This is a genomic window from Synechococcus sp. LTW-G (assembly GCF_054459035.1).
Map to the genome: position 1 here is coordinate 91,368 of NZ_JBTKYW010000001.1, position 17,148 is coordinate 108,515.

General features: G+C 62.5%; 17 protein-coding genes and 1 tRNA gene. 9 read left to right on the forward strand and 9 right to left on the reverse strand.

Annotated elements, in window-relative coordinates; genetic code table 11:
• Nucleotides 1–47: 47 nt before the first annotated feature.
• From ACXIQ9_RS00550 to ACXIQ9_RS00560, 3 genes are read right to left on the reverse strand one after another with little or no spacing between them, the layout of a single operon-like run.
• Nucleotides 48–1,214 carry an ATP phosphoribosyltransferase regulatory subunit gene (locus ACXIQ9_RS00550; RefSeq protein WP_247478525.1) on the reverse strand — a complete coding sequence of 389 codons (1,167 nt, stop codon included), beginning with the start codon at nt 1,212–1,214 and terminating at the stop codon, nt 48–50.
• A 28-nt stretch (nt 1,215–1,242) separates the two neighbouring features.
• Nucleotides 1,243–2,145, reverse strand: coding sequence for an inositol monophosphatase family protein (locus ACXIQ9_RS00555; protein WP_459014938.1), 903 nt, complete (start codon nt 2,143–2,145; stop codon nt 1,243–1,245).
• On the reverse strand, nt 2,142–2,507 hold the full coding sequence (locus ACXIQ9_RS00560; protein WP_296415096.1) for a 2Fe-2S iron-sulfur cluster-binding protein: 366 nt from the start codon (nt 2,505–2,507) through the stop codon (nt 2,142–2,144). Before ACXIQ9_RS00560 ends, ACXIQ9_RS00555 begins: the two co-directional genes overlap by 4 nt.
• 118 nt (nt 2,508–2,625) lie before the next feature.
• Here ACXIQ9_RS00560 and ACXIQ9_RS00565 point away from each other — a divergent pair.
• Nucleotides 2,626–2,712, forward strand: a tRNA-Ser gene (locus ACXIQ9_RS00565).
• Between the two features lie 51 nt (nt 2,713–2,763).
• Here the strand turns inward: ACXIQ9_RS00565 and pstB are convergent.
• From pstB to pstC, 3 genes are read right to left on the reverse strand one after another with little or no spacing between them, the layout of a single operon-like run.
• The gene (gene pstB / locus ACXIQ9_RS00570; protein ID WP_371820530.1) at nt 2,764–3,597 is read right to left on the reverse strand and encodes a phosphate ABC transporter ATP-binding protein PstB; all 834 of its coding nucleotides are present in this window, start codon (nt 3,595–3,597) and stop codon (nt 2,764–2,766) included.
• 32 nt (nt 3,598–3,629) lie between these two features.
• The gene (gene pstA / locus ACXIQ9_RS00575; RefSeq protein WP_010317072.1) at nt 3,630–4,511 is read right to left on the reverse strand and encodes a phosphate ABC transporter permease PstA; all 882 of its coding nucleotides are present in this window, start codon (nt 4,509–4,511) and stop codon (nt 3,630–3,632) included.
• Between the two features lie 3 nt (nt 4,512–4,514).
• Nucleotides 4,515–5,468 (reverse strand): phosphate ABC transporter permease subunit PstC, encoded by a 954-nt coding sequence (gene pstC, locus ACXIQ9_RS00580; protein ID WP_247478518.1) that lies wholly within the window; start codon nt 5,466–5,468, stop codon nt 4,515–4,517.
• Between the two features lie 93 nt (nt 5,469–5,561).
• Here pstC and dnaK point away from each other — a divergent pair, with 93 nt between their 5' ends.
• Genes dnaK through murQ form a run of 4 tightly spaced genes read left to right on the forward strand, consistent with a single transcriptional unit; the run spans nt 5,562 to nt 10,169 of the window.
• Nucleotides 5,562–7,811: a molecular chaperone DnaK gene (dnaK, locus tag ACXIQ9_RS00585; RefSeq protein WP_459014941.1), complete on the forward strand. Its 2,250-nt coding sequence runs from the start codon at nt 5,562–5,564 to the stop codon at nt 7,809–7,811.
• Nucleotides 7,812–7,828: 17 nt separating this feature from the next.
• Entirely contained in the window at nt 7,829–8,785 is a 957-nt protein-coding gene (locus ACXIQ9_RS00590; RefSeq protein ID WP_459014943.1) for a DnaJ domain-containing protein, read from the forward strand.
• A 29-nt stretch (nt 8,786–8,814) separates the two neighbouring features.
• Entirely contained in the window at nt 8,815–9,255 is a 441-nt protein-coding gene (locus ACXIQ9_RS00595; protein WP_296420912.1) for a DUF3110 domain-containing protein, read from the forward strand.
• Nucleotides 9,252–10,169 (forward strand): N-acetylmuramic acid 6-phosphate etherase, encoded by a 918-nt coding sequence (gene murQ, locus ACXIQ9_RS00600; protein ID WP_459014945.1) that lies wholly within the window; start codon nt 9,252–9,254, stop codon nt 10,167–10,169. The genes ACXIQ9_RS00595 and murQ overlap by 4 nt, the downstream gene beginning before the upstream one ends.
• Here the strand turns inward: murQ and ACXIQ9_RS00605 are convergent.
• Nucleotides 10,166–11,077: an S-methyl-5'-thioadenosine phosphorylase gene (locus tag ACXIQ9_RS00605; protein ID WP_459014947.1), complete on the reverse strand. Its 912-nt coding sequence runs from the start codon at nt 11,075–11,077 to the stop codon at nt 10,166–10,168. The two genes, murQ and ACXIQ9_RS00605, sit on opposite strands and share 4 nt — an antisense overlap.
• A 69-nt stretch (nt 11,078–11,146) precedes the next feature.
• On the opposite strand from ACXIQ9_RS00605, the gene ACXIQ9_RS00610 reads away from it, so the two are divergent.
• A complete protein-coding gene (locus ACXIQ9_RS00610) occupies nt 11,147–11,587 on the forward strand; it encodes a peptidylprolyl isomerase (RefSeq protein WP_010317065.1) in 441 nt (146 codons plus the stop codon).
• Between the two features lie 34 nt (nt 11,588–11,621).
• Here ACXIQ9_RS00610 and ribBA read toward each other — a convergent pair whose 3' ends face one another.
• The gene (gene ribBA / locus ACXIQ9_RS00615; RefSeq protein ID WP_424162946.1) at nt 11,622–13,211 is read right to left on the reverse strand and encodes a bifunctional 3,4-dihydroxy-2-butanone-4-phosphate synthase/GTP cyclohydrolase II; all 1,590 of its coding nucleotides are present in this window, start codon (nt 13,209–13,211) and stop codon (nt 11,622–11,624) included.
• A gap of 118 nt (nt 13,212–13,329) precedes the next feature.
• Between ribBA and argC the strand changes: the two genes are divergently transcribed.
• A complete protein-coding gene (gene argC, locus ACXIQ9_RS00620) occupies nt 13,330–14,394 on the forward strand; it encodes an N-acetyl-gamma-glutamyl-phosphate reductase (protein ID WP_296415084.1) in 1,065 nt (354 codons plus the stop codon).
• Here the strand turns inward: argC and purN are convergent.
• Complete coding sequence (gene purN / locus ACXIQ9_RS00625; protein WP_459014950.1) at nt 14,385–15,023, reverse strand: phosphoribosylglycinamide formyltransferase; 639 nt, start codon at nt 15,021–15,023, stop codon at nt 14,385–14,387. The two genes, argC and purN, sit on opposite strands and share 10 nt — an antisense overlap.
• A gap of 39 nt (nt 15,024–15,062) precedes the next feature.
• Between purN and ACXIQ9_RS00630 the strand changes: the two genes are divergently transcribed.
• Together ACXIQ9_RS00630 and ACXIQ9_RS00635 are read left to right on the forward strand one after the other, a co-directional pair.
• Nucleotides 15,063–15,407 carry a DUF1257 domain-containing protein gene (locus ACXIQ9_RS00630; protein ID WP_010317057.1) on the forward strand — a complete coding sequence of 115 codons (345 nt, stop codon included), beginning with the start codon at nt 15,063–15,065 and terminating at the stop codon, nt 15,405–15,407.
• Between the two features lie 10 nt (nt 15,408–15,417).
• On the forward strand, nt 15,418–17,148 hold the full coding sequence (locus ACXIQ9_RS00635; RefSeq protein ID WP_459014952.1) for a M61 family metallopeptidase: 1,731 nt from the start codon (nt 15,418–15,420) through the stop codon (nt 17,146–17,148).

Here is a 17,148-nt window from a genome sequence, read left to right on the forward strand (position 1 = left end):
TTGCTGGGGTGGGCTGGATCTTAAGGAGTTGGGCTGGGGGTGCTGTCTCAGCCCATCCAGATCACGGCTTGGCAACCGCGTGCTGCGGCTTCGGCTTGTGCCTCAGCCTCTGAGCCACAGGGGCGATCCAGGAGCATGCAGGCTTGACCCTTGGCATGCTGTTCAGCCTGGGCGGCAAAGGCCGCGGGAAGCTGACTGAGGTCTCGAACGCTGAGCAGCGTGACGGCCCGTTGCTGCGGTGCAGTGTTCTCTGTTCCAAGCAGTCCCTGGATTGCCTCGAGGTCGAAGCTGAACCCGAGGCCTGAGGCCGCACCACCAAAGCGCTCCACCAGGGCGTCGTAACGACCACCACTGGCGATCTCGACTGGAGCATCGACGCCCTGGCAGACGACCTTCAGCACCAGACCGTCATAGAGGTCGAAGTGGGGTTGGAAGGTGGGGTCGAGCTGCAGCTCAACATGGGCCTCGGTTGCAGCGGAGGCCACCAACTGGAGGCTGGCGCTGAGGTGCTCCAGGTCACTGGAGGGGCCGAGCATCGATTCCAGCTGCCTTAGGACCTGATCCGGAGCGCCACGTAGACGCATCAATTGCTCAAGGCTCTGGCGTTGCTCGCTTGGCAGCTGCAGGCCGGCCAGGGCGAGCGGATCAAAACTGATCAGGGCCTTTCTGACGGCGTTGCGTTGCTCCGGCGGAACCTGATTGAGCAGGGCGGAGAGAACACCGTGGTGGCCCAGCAGCAGCTTTGGCCGATGCTCTGCCCCGATGCCGACCTTGGCGATGCAGGCGAGCAGGAGGCGCAGCAACTCAGCATCGGCGACGCTGGCGTGACCGCCTAATAGTTCAACGCCGCTCTGAAGTTGCTCTTCAAGGCGCTGTTGGCCGGTGTCGCTTTGAACGCTGCGAAAGACGGTGCCACAACTCCAGAGACGCAGCGGCCTGGGGAGCTCCGCCATGCGTGTGCAGGCGGCCCTGGCAATCGAGGCAGTCATCTCGGGACGGAGACCTAAGGGGTCATCGCTGGCAAGACGAACCACTTCCCGATCATTGATCCGACCACCGGCCTCCAAGGTCTGCAGCCGCTCGACGCTCGGGGGACTGACTTCGACGTATCCCCAGAGGCGATAGACCTGGCCCAGTTGCTCGGACAGCCAACGGTTGCCGTCCACCTCACGGGGATTGAGATCCCTGGTTCCGGCAGCCGGTTGAAGTGCCATCGCAAGGCCAGGTCGAAGTCGCCCGATCCTATGGAGTGGGCTGATCCAGCTCGGGCGCACCAAAGCTGCTGCCCGCCAATGGTTTGCATTGAGCAAGCCCATCCACGAGGGCCTGTTGCAGCTCAGGCGTGCAGGCAATCAGCTTTCCACTGGCTAATTCAGCGGGGGATCCGTCGTAGGCACAGACCACGCCACCGGCCTGCTCCACCAGGGCCATGCCTGCGGCGAGGTCCCATGGAGAGAGACCGCGCTCCCAATAGCCATCCAGTAGACCCTGGGCCACAAACGCCAGATCAACGGCCGCTGCACCACCCCGGCGGACACCGCGGGTTCGGTGGGTGAAGTAAGCGAATTCCGCGTAGTTGTTGTCCAAGCGGGTGTGGCGGTCATAGGCAAAGCCCGTGACCAACAAGGACTCTCCAAGGCTGCTGCAGCTGCTGACCTGTATGGCCTCGTCGTTGCACCAGGCGCCAAGGCCAGGAGCGGCCCAATAGAGCCGCTCGAGGGCTGGCACCGCGAGGGCACCCAGCAGGGGCTGGCCGCGCCAGGTCAGACCAATGGAGGTGCCAAAAAAGGGATAGCCATGGGCGTAGTTCGTGGTGCCGTCGAGGGGATCGACGCACCACTGCAGGGCGCTGTCTTTACCTTCCTTCCTTCCGCTCTCCTCAGCCAGGACCCCCAGGTCGGGGGTCTGCTCTGAAAGAACCCTCAGCACCGCCTGCTCGGCAGCCACATCGGCTTCGGTCACGAGATCACCGGCGCGGCCCTTTTCGCGGATCCGCTCCAGTCGTCCAAACAGGGACTTCAGCTCGGCTGCTCCTGCCGCAGCCGCCTGCCTGGCCACGGCACTCAGGCGTTCCAGCTCAGCTGAACTCAGACCCGACCCTTGGGCTGCTTGATCGGTCAATCGTGTCGTCATCGCTGGGGTCATTCCTCATCCAGGGGCAGTCCTGCCCGCACCTTGCCGCGGCCGAAGTGGCGTCCGAACTGCAGTTCGTAGACCTCGTCCTCATCCTGGGTCTCCACTTCCAGGGGTCCCGTGGCCCTGGCCACGCAGAGGAGGCCGTAGCCACGGCTTCGGACCTCCTTCGAGAGGCCCAGGGCTTCACGCTGGTCGATCTGGCCCTCGAGCACCCGCACGGCGCAGGCGGTGCAGCACCCGTTGCGGCAACTGAAGGGCAGGGGTTCTCCCTGCTGTTCAAAGCTTTTGAGGATGTACTCCCCTTCAGGCACGTTCAGCTGGATCGTGCGGTTCTCCTGGCGCCAATGAACCGTGATCGGGTGACTGTGCATGGAGCAGCAATCCAACGGGGGGAGCAGTGACTGCTACATTCTCGTCGTTGCCCCCGCGCAGCCGCGACGTCTTCTGTGGTCTTTGGATCCAGAGATGGAGCTGCGAAAAGCCCCTCACGGAGAGGTGGCCGAGTGGTCGAAGGCGCAGCACTGGAAATGCTGTATAGGGGCAACTCTATCGAGGGTTCGAATCCCTCCCTCTCCGTTTGGAAAGCCGCTCTCTGAGCGGCTTTTTCATGCCAATTTTTGAACGAACTCAGCCAAAACGGCCGGTGACGTAGTCCTGGGTAGCCTGTTCTTTAGGAGCATTAAAGATTTGCTCCGTCTCTGCAAATTCAACGAGCGCTCCAACCTTGCTCTCGCGGTCACTGCGCTGGCTGACATTAAAGAAACCGGTGTAATCGCTGACGCGAACGGCCTGCTGCATGTTGTGCGTCACGATCACAATCGTGTAGTTCTTCTTGAGCTCATGCATCATTTCTTCGATCTTCAACGTGGAGATCGGATCCAGAGCTGAGCAAGGTTCATCCATCAAGATGACCTCGGGCTCAATGGCAATGGTCCTTGCGATGCAGAGGCGCTGCTGCTGGCCGCCTGAGAGGGCATAGCCACTTTCTCTGAGTTTGTCCTTGGTCTCATCCCAGAGAGCCGCTTTGCGCAGGGAGCGCTCTACGAGTTCGTCCATATCGCCCTGGTAACCATTCACGCGGGCACCAAAGGCGATGTTCTCGTAGATGCTTTTCGGAAACGGATTGGGTTTCTGGAAGACCATGCCAATCCGACGGCGAACTTCGACCGGATCAACGTGCCGGGCATAGATGTCCTGTTGATCGAAGACGACGCGACCCTTGATCGAACAGCCGTCGATCAAGTCGTTCATCCGGTTAAGGGCCCGAAGCACCGTGCTCTTGCCACAGCCGGAGGGGCCAATAAAGGCCGTGACCTGGCCGCGCGGGATCTCCATATAGACCCCCCGAACGGCTTCCTTGCTGCCGTAGCTGATCGAGACATCCTGCAGGGATAGGCAAACCCCGTTGCTGCTGACGTTGGGGCTGGCCGGGGGGGAGGAGATCACGATCGTGGTGCTCAGACGTGTTGAGAAAGCAGAGGGAAGGGCCTAGATCAGGTGCTGGAGAGGCGCCCGATCCAGCGGGCCAGCAGATTGGCCAACAGGATCATCATCACCAAGACGAAGGAGGCCGCCCAAGCCAAGGAGATTTGGGCCTCGTAGGGCATGATCGCGTAGTTGTAGATCAGCACCGACATCGAGGCGATTGGGTTGAGTACCCCATCGGCCCAGAACGGTGAGAAAAGAGCTGTGAAGATCAGCGGTGCTGTCTCGCCCGCTGCCCGGGCGATCCCCAGGACAACACCCGTCGCGATCGGTGCGAAGGCCGCAGGAAGCGTGACCCGCGTAATCGTCACGACCTTCGAAGCCCCAACGCCCATGGCACCCCAGCGGAGTTCCTGGGGCACCAGCTTCAGTCCTTCATCGGTGGTCTTGATCACCGTGGGAATCATCAGCACAGCCAGTGCCATCCCCCCCGCAACGGCGCTGTAGCTCTGGCCAGCAATGACCCTGGTGCTGACGATGAGTCCATAGATAAAGACGCCGCAGATGATCGACGGCACGCCAGAAAGCACATTCGTGCCAAAACGCACGAACTGGGCGAAGCCGCCAGAGCGTGAATACTCCGCCAGGTAAATGCCGCCGCCAACGCCCACGGGAATGGCGATCAAGCTGGCCAAGGCCGTAATCAACAGGGTGCCAACGATCGCGTTACCAATGCCGCCGCCATCGAGCCCCGGAGGGGGTGGCAATTCAGTGAGGAGCTGCCAATTGATCAGCGAGCCGCCCTTGAGCAGCACATAAACCAGCACCAGCACGAGCGGAAGGACCGCCAGTCCGGTGAAGAGTGCTGCAACCGTGGTGAAGATCCGATTCCAAAGATTGCGGGCCAGGCCGTTGCGGTAACGAAGGCTTCCGTATTGAGAAAGGGTCATGGCTCAGTACTTCAGGCTCAGTCGCTTCACCACTTGCTGGGCCAATAGGTTCACCAGCAGGGTCATCAGCATCAAAACCAGGGCCGCATACATCAGGGCCGACACCTGAATGCCATCGGCCTCACCGAATTGGTTGGCCAGCATTGAAGAAATCGTGTTGGCTGGCGCAAGCAGGCTGAAGCTGAAGTTGTTGGAGTTGCCGATGATCATCGTGACCGCCATGGTCTCGCCCATGGCCCGCCCCAAGGCCAACATCACTCCTCCGGTGATGCCAGAAATGGCAGCCGGCAGCATGACCTGGAAAATTGCTCCCCAGCGGGTGGTACCGATGCCATAGGCCGCCTGGCGCAGGCCATCGGGAACCTGCCGTAGGGCGTCCCGGGAGATGGCCGTAATGATCGGCAGGATCATCACCACCAAGATCAGGGACGCTGGCGCCATGCCTGGGCCCTGGGGTTCTGTCGAAAACAGCGGTATCCAGCCCAGGTAGCGGTGCAGATCCGTCAGGAAAGGGCGAAGGAAGGGCTCCATCACGACGATCGCCCAAAGCCCCAAGACCACTGAGGGAATGGCCGCCAGCAGTTCGACCATCACCCCCAGGACCTCGCGGATGGCCTTGGGAATGATGTTTTCAGTCAAAAAAATGGCAGTGCCCACACCAAGGGGCACGGCGATCAGCAGCGCCACGCTTGAACTGACCAGCGTTCCGTAGATGGCGGTGAAGGCGCCGTAGTGCTCACTGATCGGATCCCAGTCCGAGGTCGTGATGAAGGAGAGCCCAAAGGTCTGTATGGCCTCCCAGGCCCCCGTGAAGACGGTCAGAAGAATCGCGAAGACCAACAGACCCACCGCCCCAGCCAGGGCAACGGCGAGTTGCTGGAATCCCCGATCGGTCGCCCTCTCAGCGGCAGACCGACGCCGCAAGGCGAAGAGCTCAAGGCGCGGACTCCTGGCCATGGGGTTCGTAACCTCCTAGGAATCTATCCCTCAGCCCCCACTGCCGTTAGCTTTGGGGCACAACGTGGATGGCCCCAGGGCGCAGGAACGCAGTTGGCACGGATCGTTGGAATCGACCTGGGAACCACCAACTCCGTGGTTGCGGTGCTGGAAGGTGGGCGTCCGCAGGTGATCGCCAGTGCCGAGGGGGGGCGTACCACCCCTTCTGTTGTGGGCTTCAGCAAGGACCAGGAGCTGCTGGTGGGTCAGTTGGCCCGCCGTCAGCTGGTTCTCAACCCAAGAAACACCTTCGCCAACCTCAAGCGTTTCGTTGGTCGCCAGTGGGATGAGCTGGATGACGGCAGCCTGAGCGTTCCCTATACGGTTCGAGCCAACGATCAGGGCAATGTCCGGGTGGTCTGCCCCGCCACGGAACGGGAGTACGCCCCTGAAGAGCTGGTTGCCAGCGTGCTGCGCAAGTTGGTGGATGACGCCAGCACCTATCTGGGTGAACCGGTTGAGGCCGCGGTGATTACGGTCCCGGCCTATTTCAATGACGCCCAGCGCCAGGCCACCCGTGACGCTGGGCGCTTGGCCGGCATTTCGGTCGAGCGGATCCTGAATGAGCCCACTGCAGCGGCACTTGCCTATGGCTTTGACCGAAGCACCGTCAAGCGCGTGCTGGTCTTTGATCTCGGCGGTGGCACCTTTGACGTCTCAATCCTGCGTGTTGCCCAGGGGGTCTTTGACGTCAAGGCCACCAGTGGAGACACGCAACTCGGCGGGAACGACTGGGATCGCCGCATTGTTGATTGGTTGGCCGATGCCTTCCAAAAGGAGCATGAGATCGATTTGCGCCGGGATCGCCAGGCACTTCAGCGCCTGACTGAGGCGGCTGAGAAGGCCAAGATCGAACTCAGTGGTGTTCAAAGCACACCGATCTCTCTTCCGTTTATTGCCACCGGTCAGGACGGCCCTCTCCATATCGAGACCACCCTCGAGCGCAGCACCTTTGAGGGCCTCTGCCCCGATCTGCTGGATCGCCTGCTTCGACCGGTTCAGAGGGCGCTTCGCGATTCCGGTTTTGCCGCGGAGGACATCGACGATGTGGTCCTCGTTGGCGGATCAACGCGGATGCCAATGGTGCAGCAGATGGTGCGAACCCTCGTACCGCTGGAGCCCTGCCAGTCGGTGAACCCCGATGAAGTCGTCTCGATTGGTGCCGCTGTACAGGCCGGAATCCTGACCGGCGAACTCCGGGATCTGATGCTCAATGACGTCACTCCCCTTTCCCTTGGTTTGGAAACCATCGGTGGAGTGATGAAGGTGCTGATTCCGCGCAACACGTCTATTCCTGTTCGCAAGAGCGATCTCTTCAGCACCTCGGAAGCCAACCAAAGTTCCGTCGAGATCCATGTGCTCCAGGGCGAGCGTCAGATGGCCGATGGAAACAAGAGTCTTGGTCGTTTCAAGCTGTCCGGGATTCCCCCAGCACCGCGGGGCGTGCCTCAAGTGCAGGTCTCGTTCGACATCGATGCCAACGGATTACTCCAGGTCTCGGCGACGGATCGGACCACCGGCCGTCAGCAGAGCGTCAGCATCCAGGGCGGCTCCAATCTCAGTGAAGACGAGATCAAAACCCTGATTGCTGAGGCCGAGGAGAAGGCCAGTGAAGACCGCCGCAAACGGGCCGAGATCGATCGGCGCAATCGCGCTCAGACCTTGGTGGGACAAGCCGAGCGCAGGCTCAGAGACGCTGCTCTCGAGCTCGGTCCCTATGGCGCCGAACGCCAGCAGCGAGCCGTTGAGGTCGCCATGCGCGACGTCCAGGAGATGTTGGCTGATGGAGACCTCAGCGAACTCGACATCAGCGTGAGTCAGCTTCAGGAGGCCATCTATGGACTGAACCGCCGACTCGCGAGCGAACGCAAACAGGACTCCAACCCAATCCAGGGCATTAAGAACACCTTGGGCTCCCTCAAGGACGAGCTCTTCGCTGAAGACGACTGGGATGACTGGGACCGCCCAGGACGCTCCCGCGATCCCTGGAGCGAGCCCCGCTACGGCGGCGGTTGGCAGGAAGATCGTTGGGATCGTCCAAGCCTCGATCGGTTTGATCCCCCCCGCCCGCGCTGGGAAGAGCCTCCAAGCCCCCGGGAGAGGGAGCTGCAACCGGCCCGTCGTTATGACCAGTCCAATGGCTACTTCGAGGAGCGTTATCAACCCGCTGATCCCTACGAGGATGCCTATGACGAGCCTCGCCAGCAGCCCCGTGAGGAGCGCTTTGCTGACCGCAGGCCCACCAGCACCCCGACGACACCGAATCACGGCTCCTACGAGGGAGATCCCTGGGCTGAGGACTGACGGAGGTGAGTCCTGTGATGTCCGAACCGGGCAGCATTAATCATTGGGCCGTTCTGGGACTGGAGCCAGGGTCTGACGCCTCTTCGCTCAAGCGAGCGTTTCGTCAACAGGCACGCCGCTGGCACCCCGATTTAAACGGGGATGATCCCCATGCCGAAGAGCAGTTCAAGGCGGTGAACGAGGCCTATGCGGTCTTGAGTGACCCGCAACGGCGTCAACAGTGGGAAGCCGGTCTCGACGAAGCGACGGCCGCCTCGGCCGGACTGGATCCCTTTGCGACGGGCTTTCCTGACTTCGAGGACTATCTCGATGTTCTCTTTCATCGAGAGCGCAGACGTCCACGTCACCAGGACGCTGATGAGGACTTCTCCGCTCCGGAACCGGAGCCCTTTCGGGAGTACGGCACTGGCGAGGTCACGCCACCCGTGCCACCGCCGCCCCCTCCGGTGGTGGCCAGCGAGGAGCTCGAGTCGGTGGTGAATCTCACCCCTGAGCAGGCCCTCGAGGGCGTACGGGTGGAGCTGGACCTTCCCGATGGAACGGCGATCGAGGTGTGGACTCCGCCAATGGCAGGGGACGGTTGGCGACTACGCCTCGCCGGGGTCGCCCCGGGGGGCAGAGATCATTTCCTGCAGCTACGGGTGCGCACCGACCAGGGCCTGCGCATTGATGGTCTAAGGGTTCACTACCAATTGGAGCTCTCCCCCGCCGAGGGTGCCTTGGGCTGCACCGCTGTGGTCCCGACCCTTGACGGCCCCGTGCAGCTGCGCATCCCTCCCGGCTCCTCCAGTGGTCGTTTGCTGCGTTTGCGATCCCGCGGCTTGACGCGGATGGAGCAGCGGGGAGACCAACTTGTTGAAATCCGCCTGGTCGTTCCTCAGGGGCTGACTGAGGCGGAGGAGGCGCTGTACCGCCGGCTGCAACAGCTCGCAGAGGAAATTGAAGGTGAGCGCGAACGCTCGGTGAATCAGTGAGACACTGGTGATTGACCCGTGCGCGTTGGATGTCGGTTCACGTTCTGCTCTTTGACGCTGGCAGCGAGAACGAGGGCATTCACTCTCTGGAACTCAATGGTTCCACCGTCGTTCTGCTTTTTGAGGACCGTGACGATGCCGAGCGCTATGCCGGATTGCTGGAGGCGCAGGATTTCCCCACCCCAAGCGTTGAAGCGATCGAGCGTCGCGAAATGGAGGAGTTCTGCTCCAGCGCTGGCTACGAAGCGCGCTTTGTCCCGAGTGGCTTCTTGCCGCAGACCGCCGAGGAGCGCCTGCTGATTGCTCCTCCAGAGAAAAATATGGACACCACAACCTGGCGGGATCAACCCGAGCCAGGTCAGGAGACCACGCAAACCGCCGAGGCTCCCTTGGCTCCGACGGAAGAGCCGATCAGTACCGGTGACAGCGAATTAGAAGCCTTTCGCCGGCGCCTTGAGGGTCTGCTGTGAGCCCAGGCGCCTTTGAGGATGTGCAGCGGGGGCACCTGCTGACTGAACAGGTCAATCCCGCCAGTAGCGAACTCGATGCGCTGAGTACTGAAGACCTTGTTGGCGTCTTTGTTGCTGAGGACCGCAAGCCCCAAGAGGCTGTGGCTGGCGCCGCTGCTGCCCTTGCGCAAGCGATCGATGCAATCGCGCAGCGGCTTCAGGCGGGCGGGCGCCTCTTCTACCTCGGTGCAGGTACTTCGGGCCGGCTTGGAGTCCTCGATGCAGCGGAATGTCCCCCCACCTTCTGCAGTGCCCCGGAGTTAGTGCAGGGGGTTCTGGCCGGTGGCGCTCCGGCCCTTTTGCGCAGTTCTGAGGGTCTGGAGGACCTGTTCGACGCCGGACGATCTGACCTCGAAGCGCGCGGCTTTGGCTCGGGCGATGCCCTGGTCGGCATTGCAGCAGGGGGCACGACCCCCTATGTCCATGGTGGGCTGGCCCATGCCCGTTCCCTTGGCGCACTGGCCATCGCCATGGCCTGTGTTCCTGCGGAGCAGGTCCCGATGTCCTGTGACATCGATATTCGCTTGCTCACCGGCCCCGAGGTCCTGACCGGGTCCACCCGTCTGAAGGCCGGGACCGCGACGAAGATGGCCTTGAACATCCTCAGTACCGGCGTGATGGTCCGCCTGGGCAAGGTCTACGGCAACCGGATGGTCGATGTCGCCGTCACCAACAGCAAGCTCGAGGATCGTGCGCTTCGCATCCTCTCGGATCTCGCCAACGTGAGCCGCGAGCAGGGACGAGATCTGCTTGAAGCCAGTGCTGGCTCGGTGAAGTTGGCCCTGGTGATGGCACGCCGCTCGCTGGATGCCGCGCAGGCAGCCGAGGTCCTCGAGCGCAGTGGCGGCAACCTCCGCCAGGCCCTCTTGGCTTAACCCTTGAACGGTCCCCAATAGGGCTCAGTGAAGAGATTGAGCTTCACTCGAGTCGTCGCAGGAACCTGATCGGCGGGGGTCATCAGTGCATCCTGCAGGGCGTGGTGCGCCGCACTGGCGGGCCTCAGGGCTGCGATCCGCTCCGCCGTGGTCCTGACGATCTGGGTGGCGAGGGCCGCATTGGCTTTGAGATTGCCGATCACCATCTCGACGGTCACGCTGTCGTGGTCGGCATACCAGCAGTCGTAGTCCGTGGCCATCGCCAGGGTGGCGTAGGCGATTTCTGCTTCTCGGGCGAGTCTGGCCTCGGTGTGGTTCGTCATCCCGATCACCGAACAGCCCCAGCTTCGATAGAGGTTGGACTCGGCCCGGGTGGAGAAGGCGGGACCTTCCATGCAGAGATAGGTTCCGCCGCGGTGCAGGGTCCTGCCCTCCGGCATCAAGCTGTCGGCGACATCCGCCAACAGGCGGCTGAGGCTGGGGCAGAAGGGATCCGCCAGGGCCACATGGGCCACAGCGCCGTTGCCAAAGAAGCTGTTCGGTCGCTCCCGAGTGCGGTCAATGAATTGATCGGGCACCACCATGTCCAACGGGGGGATCTCCTGCTGGAGTGAGCCCACCGCTGATGGGGAGAGGATCCAACGCACCCCAAGGGAGCGCATGGCCCAGATGTTGGCCCTGTAGGGAACCTCCGTCGGCAGGAAGGTGTGATGGCGGCCATGGCGCGCCAGGAAGACCACCTCCATGCCCCCCAGTCGGCCCAGACGCAGTTGATCCGAGGGAGGACCAAAGGGGGTCTCGATGGTGAGCTCCTGGACATCCTCCAATCCCTCCATTGCGTAGAGCCCACTGCCGCCCAGGACCCCAAGACGGGCCTGGCTGAGATCGACGGAATGGGGGACGGACATCACCACTGATCAGATCCCATCACTTCTACCGGAGCGCCCATACTGAGGCGGTTTGCTGACGATCTCACCGTGACCAAAGCCGTGATGGAGACCGACGCCGGCACGATCGAACTGGAACTGTTCGAAGCCGACGCGCCCAACACCGTGGCCAACTTCGTGAAACTGGCCAAGGACGGCTTCTATGACGGCCTGGCCTTCCACCGTGTCATCCCCGGATTTATGGCCCAGGGGGGCTGCCCGAACAGCCGTGAGGGTGCCCGCGGCATGGCCGGCACCGGTGGTCCTGGCTATCAGATCGACTGCGAGATCAACGCTCAGAAGCACCAGGCCGGCACCCTGGCCATGGCCCACGCCGGCAAGAACACCGGTGGTTCGCAGTTCTACATCTGCCATGAGGCCCAGCCTCACCTCGATGGCGTCCACACCGTCTTCGGTCACACCGGAAACATGGACGTGGTCCTGGCCCTGAAGAACGGCAGCCGGATCAACAAAGTCACGATCCAAGGCTGATCGCTTGTCGGGGCTGCCCAGCAGCCCCACTCCCTCAACACCAGCGCAGCAGGGCTCCGCTTTCAAACGGGACTCCCGCCTGACCCGAGCGCAATTCCTGGAGAGGTCTGCGCTGCGCTTCCAGGGTGTTGCTCGGATGTGAGCTGCGCTGCGCATCGGGCGCCAACAACAGGCTCACGCTTTGGGTCTCCGGCCAGTCCGCCATGGTTCTCAGGATCTGTCGCAGGCCTTCAGAATTTCCGCCGTTCACGAGAACGGCCAATTCCGGCTGATCCATCAGGGCCAACACCCGGGAGTGTTCTTCCCGCTCCAACTCCAATCCTTGCTGCTCGGCCCAGTCGGAGAGCTGCTGAAACAAGCTTGCACTGTTGGCCTCGTCCTGGCCCGAACTCGGCTTCCAGGCCAGGACTGCCGCTGGTCCTTGGACGGCGGCGGTGTCCATCAAGTGCCCCAATTTCGCCTGTTTGGTTTGCAGGTAATTGACGTTGTGCTGGCCGGGATCCATCACCAGGGGCACCCGGTCCACCACCTCAAGGCCGTAGCCACCGAGGCCTGCAATCTTGCGCGGATTGTTGGTGATCAGCTTGAGACGGTGAATCCCTAGATCACTGAGGATTTGCGCTCCGACGCCGTAGTTGCGCAGGTCCGCCGGAAAGCCCAGTCGTTCGTTGGCCTCGACGGTGTCCAAGCCGCCGTCCTGCAGGGAATAGGCCTTGAGTTTGTTGATCAGGCCGATGCCCCGGCCCTCCTGTCTGAGATAGACCACGACGCCCTCGCCGGCCTCCTCGATGATCCGCAGGGCGGATTCCAGTTGCGGGCGGCAATCACAGCGCAGGGAGCCGAAGGCATCGCCGGTGAGGCACTCGCTGTGCACCCGAACCAAGACGGGACCTGCCGAGTGTTCTGGGTTGCCTTTAACGATGGCCACATGGTCCGAACCATCGAGCTCGTTGCGATAGCCAATCGCCCGAAACTGACCGAAGGCACTCGGGAGCATGGCTTCGGCCTGGCGCCGAACAAAGCGCTCCGTATCGAGCCGGTAGCGAATCAGGTCCGCAATGTTGATGAAGCGCAAGCCATGGCGCTTGGCGTACTCCGCCAATTGCGGCAGCCGGGCCATGGAGCCATCGGCGTTTTGGATCTCACAGATCACGCCTGCTGGATAGAGACCCGACATCCGTGCCAAGTCGACGGCAGCTTCGGTGTGCCCGGCACGCTTCAACACTCCCCCTTGCTTCGCCCGCAGGGGGAAGATGTGGCCCGGCCTGCGCAGGTCGTTCGGACGGGTCCCCGGGTGGATGGCGACTTGGATCGTGCGGGCCCGGTCTTCCGCTGAGATGCCTGTGGAGACTCCGTTCTCGGGGCCTGCATCCACGCTGACGGTGAAGGCCGTTTGATTGCTGTCGGTGTTGCGATCGACCATCAGTGGCAGGTCGAGCGCGTCGAGACGCTCACCCTCCATCGCCAGACAGATCAGGCCCCGCGCCTCGGTGGCCATGAAGTTGATCTGCTCCGGTGTAGCGAATTGGGCAGCGCAGATCAGATCCCCTTCATTCTCCCGGTTTTCGTCGTCCACCACCACGACCATTTCGCCATTGCGGATCGCGGCCAGACCGTCGGCGATGGAATCGAAGACAAACGAGTCCTGAGTCAGGGGCTGGTTCAGGGAAGGCGGGCCCGACGGCCAGGTGCACTGACACTTTTATAGAGCCCGGTACGATCGGCCTTCCCCTGTGCAAGCCATGGCAAGTCAGCGCGTCGCCGTGATTGGGGCCTCGGGCTACGGCGGTTTGCAGACCCTCCGGCTGCTCCAGGGCCATCCGGAATTGACCGTTAGCTTCCTGGGGGGCGAGCGAAGCAGCGGCAAGCGTTGGAGTCAGCTCACTCCGTTTTTGCCACTGCCAGGCGATCCGGTGGTGCAGAACCCGGAGGTGGATGCCATTGCCGAGGCCGCTGACTTCGCGGTCCTCAGCCTTCCCAATGGCCTGGCTTCCCGCCTCGCCCCTGCGCTACTCGAGCGTGGCGTCAAGGTGGTCGACCTCTCCGCTGACTATCGCTACAGCTCCCTGGATCAGTGGAAGGAGGTCTATGCCTCCGAGGCCAGCAGCTTCCCCAGAACTGACGCGGACCTTTGCCAGGAAGCCGTCTACGGCCTGGTGGAGTGGGATCAGCAGCGCATTGCTGCGGCTCGCCTGGTGGCGGCTCCTGGGTGTTTCCCCACCGCCAGCCTCTTGGCCTTGACCCCGTTCTTGAAGCAGGGCCTGATTGAGACCAGCGGCATCGTCATCGACGCCAAGACCGGCACCAGTGGCGGCGGCCGGGCCGCGAAGGAGCATCTCCTCCTGGCGGAGGCTTCGGAAGGCATCTCCCCCTACGGCGTCGTGGGGCACCGCCACACCAGTGAGATCGAGCAGCTCTGCAGCCGGGCCGCGGGTACGAGCATTCAGTTGCAGTTCACTCCACACCTCACGCCGATGGTGCGCGGTCTACTCGCCACGGTCTATGGCCGACTGCGCGATCCAGGACTGACCGCGGAGGACTGCACAACGCTGCTCGAGGCGGCCTATCGCCACGCCCCCTGCGTACAGGTTCTACCGGTCGGCACCTATCCCTCGACCAAATGGGTGCGCCAGACCAACAGGGCGCTGCTGTCGGTTCAAGTGGACCAGCGCACCGGTCAGCTGATCGTGATGAGCGCCATCGACAACATGGTCAAAGGCCAAGCCGGTCAAGGGGTCCAGTGCCTGAACCTGATGGCGGGCCTGCCCGCTGAAACGGGACTCCCGCTGCTGCCCTTCTATCCCTGAGCGCAAAGCCCAAGGCGCTGGGCAGCCAGGCTGACGGCCAGGGGCAGGATCCGATGTTCCTGCTGATGGATTCGCTCGGAAAGGCTTGCCTCACAGTCTCCTTCCAAAACAGGAAGGGCGGCTTGCACCAAAATCGGCCCTGTGTCCACCTCTAATTCGACGAGATGGGCCGTGCAGCCCGTCAGGGTGACGCCGGCCTCGAGGGCCTGTCGGATCGCTTTCGCCCCCCGGAAACTCGGCAACAGCGACGGATGGATATTGATCAGCCGTTCTGGGTAGGCCTCGATCAGTTCCTGCGTCACGATTCGCATCCAACCGGCCATCACCACCAGGTCCACCTGCGCGGCACGAAAGGAGGTGACGAGCGCGCGGTCGAGCGCCTCCCGCGATGGGTAGTTCCGGTGGTCCAATACCTGTGCGGGGACATCCAGGACCTCGGCCCGCCTCAAGGCGCCCGCCTCAGGCTTGTTCACGATCAGCAGGCTGACCTCGGCAGAGAGTTGCCCGGAGCGGCAGGCCTGGACCAGGGCCTCGAAGTTGCTGCCCGAGCCGGAGGCCATGACCCCCAAGCGCAGGGGCGGTTTGGTGACGATCGGATGCTCCGGTGGCAAAGGCCACTGGACGGCCAATCCACTCCCGCTAGGGTCTGGAAAAGTGGAGTCCTGGCCATGTCCCATCTCTCCATCCTGCCAACGGTCCTTACGGATGAGCGCCTTCTGGCCCAGGCTCTCCAGGAGCTCGGCTACGCGGTCCACTGGGGCGGCCGGCTCCAGGGTTTTGCCGACCAGCAGGAGGCGGTCACCCTCTGGGTGCAGGTGAACCCCGAGCAGCAATTGGGTTGGTGCCGTCAGTCCAATGGACGTTTGGCTTTGGTGGGCGATCTGCAGCGGCTCGGACGATCCCACTCCGTTCAGCAGCTCGTCGGACAGATCACCCGCAGCTACGCCGCTCTCCAGGCCCTTCAGACCGCTGCCGCGGAGCTGTCGAACGCTTCAGTTGAATTGATCAGCTGACGGTTGAACGATGACGGGATTGGTTCAGGTCCAGCTTGATCTGAGCAACCCTCAGAGCCACCTGGTGCATGTGCGGCTTGAGATTTCCTCTCCACAAGCGCAGCAACAGGTCTCACTACCCGGCTGGACACCCGGGTCCTACCTGATCCGCGACTACGTCAAGCAGCTGGAGGGCTTCAAGGCTGTTCAGCAGGGTCTTGGGCGGTCCGTGCGCCGCACCGATCCGAGTACCTGGCAGATCGATTGCAATCCAGCCGCGGGACCGCTGGTGCTGACTTATGGCGTCATGGCCACGGAGCTGACGGTTCGCACCTGTCATCTGGATCAGGACCACGGCTTTTTCGCCTTAGCGGCGGTGGTTCTCGAGGTTGCGGGTCAGCGCTGGAGTCCCCACCGCCTGACCTGCGTGGTGCCCAATGGCTGGAATGCCTTTGTTCCCCTGCCCACGGATGCCACGGGATCTTGGCTCGCGACAACGTTTGATCAGCTGATCGACAGCCCCATCGAGGCAGGTCCACACCAGTCGCATCCGTTCGAGGTCCTGGGTGTTCCCCATCGCTGGGTGACCTGGTTTTCAGATCCCGCCTGCGCGGTGTGGTTCGCCGATCGTTATCCGACGTTCTTCGAGGACGTGAAGCAGGTCTGTTTGGCCTGTTGCCGTCTGATGGGCGAACCAAGACCTGCCAGTTCGGACTACCTCTTTGTGCTGCACCTCTTGGATGAGGGGTATGGGGGCCTGGAGCACGACGACAGCACGGTCCTTGTCTATGGGCGCCGCAACCTCGAGACCAGCAGCGGATACCGCAAGTTTCTGCAGCTCGTTGCCCACGAGTATTTCCACCAGTGGAACGTCCGGCGTCTGACCCCAAGGGAACTTCGGCCGGTGGACTACAACCGCGCCAGTGTGATCCCGACGCTCTGGTTTGCAGAAGGGGTCACCAGCTACTTCGATCAGCTGCTGCCGCTGACCGCTGGCTTGAGTACGCCGCAGGACTACTTCAGTGATCTTGGGGAGGACCTCAGCCGTTACCTGCTCACGCCTGGGCGTCAGGTCCAGACCCTCAGAGAGAGCAGTGAGGAGGCTTGGGTCAAGCTCTACAAGGCCGATGCCTACTCCGCCAGTAGCCAAGTCAGCTATTACCTCAAGGGGGCGGTCGTCGCCCTCTGTTTGGATCTTGAGCTCCGGCGTCATCAGAGCTCACTCTCCGCCGTTGTTCAGCAGCTTTGGAGAAGCCACGGTCGCCATGGTCGCGGCTATGGGGAGTCCGATCTGCTGGAGGCCTTTGAAGGTCAAGTCACCGGTTTGGCTGGGCGTCTAGAGCAATGGTTGACGGACGTCGACGATCCTGATTGTTCTGGCTACCTGTTGGATGTAGGCCTGGCTCTGGAGCCGGAGATGTCCAGCGATCCTTGGACGGGAATGACCACGGGTCTGAAGGACGGCCGGCTGGTTGTTCAGCGCGTTTTGCGCCATAGCCCGGCTGAGCGGGCTGGGCTGATGGTGGGCGATGAACTGATCGGCTTGGCCGGCCAGCGGCTGGCCAAGCCCGACGACGTTCCAACGCATCTGCGTGCTGGCGTGGCTCAGCCGCTGCTCATGGCCCGTCGTTCCAGCCTGCGGGAGCTTCAACTCTGCAGTGATGCTCCGCAGCCCAAGCGCTACAAACTCGAGCCTGTAGCCAACCCCACAACCGCCCAGCAGGCAGCCCAAGAGGCCTGGTTGCAACAACGGGTGGGCTAG

Bases quoted from the DNA above. Each gene is read 5' to 3' on its own strand.
- pstC (WP_247478518.1), bottom strand. From the start codon at position 5,468: ATGGCCAGGAGTCCGCGCCTTGAGCTCTTCGCCTTGCGGCGTCGGTCT.
- ACXIQ9_RS00555 (WP_459014938.1), bottom strand. From the start codon at position 2,145: ATGACCCCAGCGATGACGACACGATTGACCGATCAAGCAGCCCAAGGG.
- ACXIQ9_RS00630 (WP_010317057.1), top strand. From the start codon at position 15,063: ATGTCCCATCTCTCCATCCTGCCAACGGTCCTTACGGATGAGCGCCTT.
- ACXIQ9_RS00605 (WP_459014947.1), bottom strand. From the start codon at position 11,077: ATGTCCGTCCCCCATTCCGTCGATCTCAGCCAGGCCCGTCTTGGGGTC.
- ACXIQ9_RS00560 (WP_296415096.1), bottom strand. From the start codon at position 2,507: ATGCACAGTCACCCGATCACGGTTCATTGGCGCCAGGAGAACCGCACG.
- ACXIQ9_RS00635 (WP_459014952.1), top strand. From the start codon at position 15,418: ATGACGGGATTGGTTCAGGTCCAGCTTGATCTGAGCAACCCTCAGAGC.
- ACXIQ9_RS00590 (WP_459014943.1), top strand. From the start codon at position 7,829: ATGTCCGAACCGGGCAGCATTAATCATTGGGCCGTTCTGGGACTGGAG.
- ACXIQ9_RS00550 (WP_247478525.1), bottom strand. From the start codon at position 1,214: ATGGCACTTCAACCGGCTGCCGGAACCAGGGATCTCAATCCCCGTGAG.
- ACXIQ9_RS00595 (WP_296420912.1), top strand. From the start codon at position 8,815: ATGTCGGTTCACGTTCTGCTCTTTGACGCTGGCAGCGAGAACGAGGGC.
- argC (WP_296415084.1), top strand. From the start codon at position 13,330: ATGGCAAGTCAGCGCGTCGCCGTGATTGGGGCCTCGGGCTACGGCGGT.
- pstA (WP_010317072.1), bottom strand. From the start codon at position 4,511: ATGACCCTTTCTCAATACGGAAGCCTTCGTTACCGCAACGGCCTGGCC.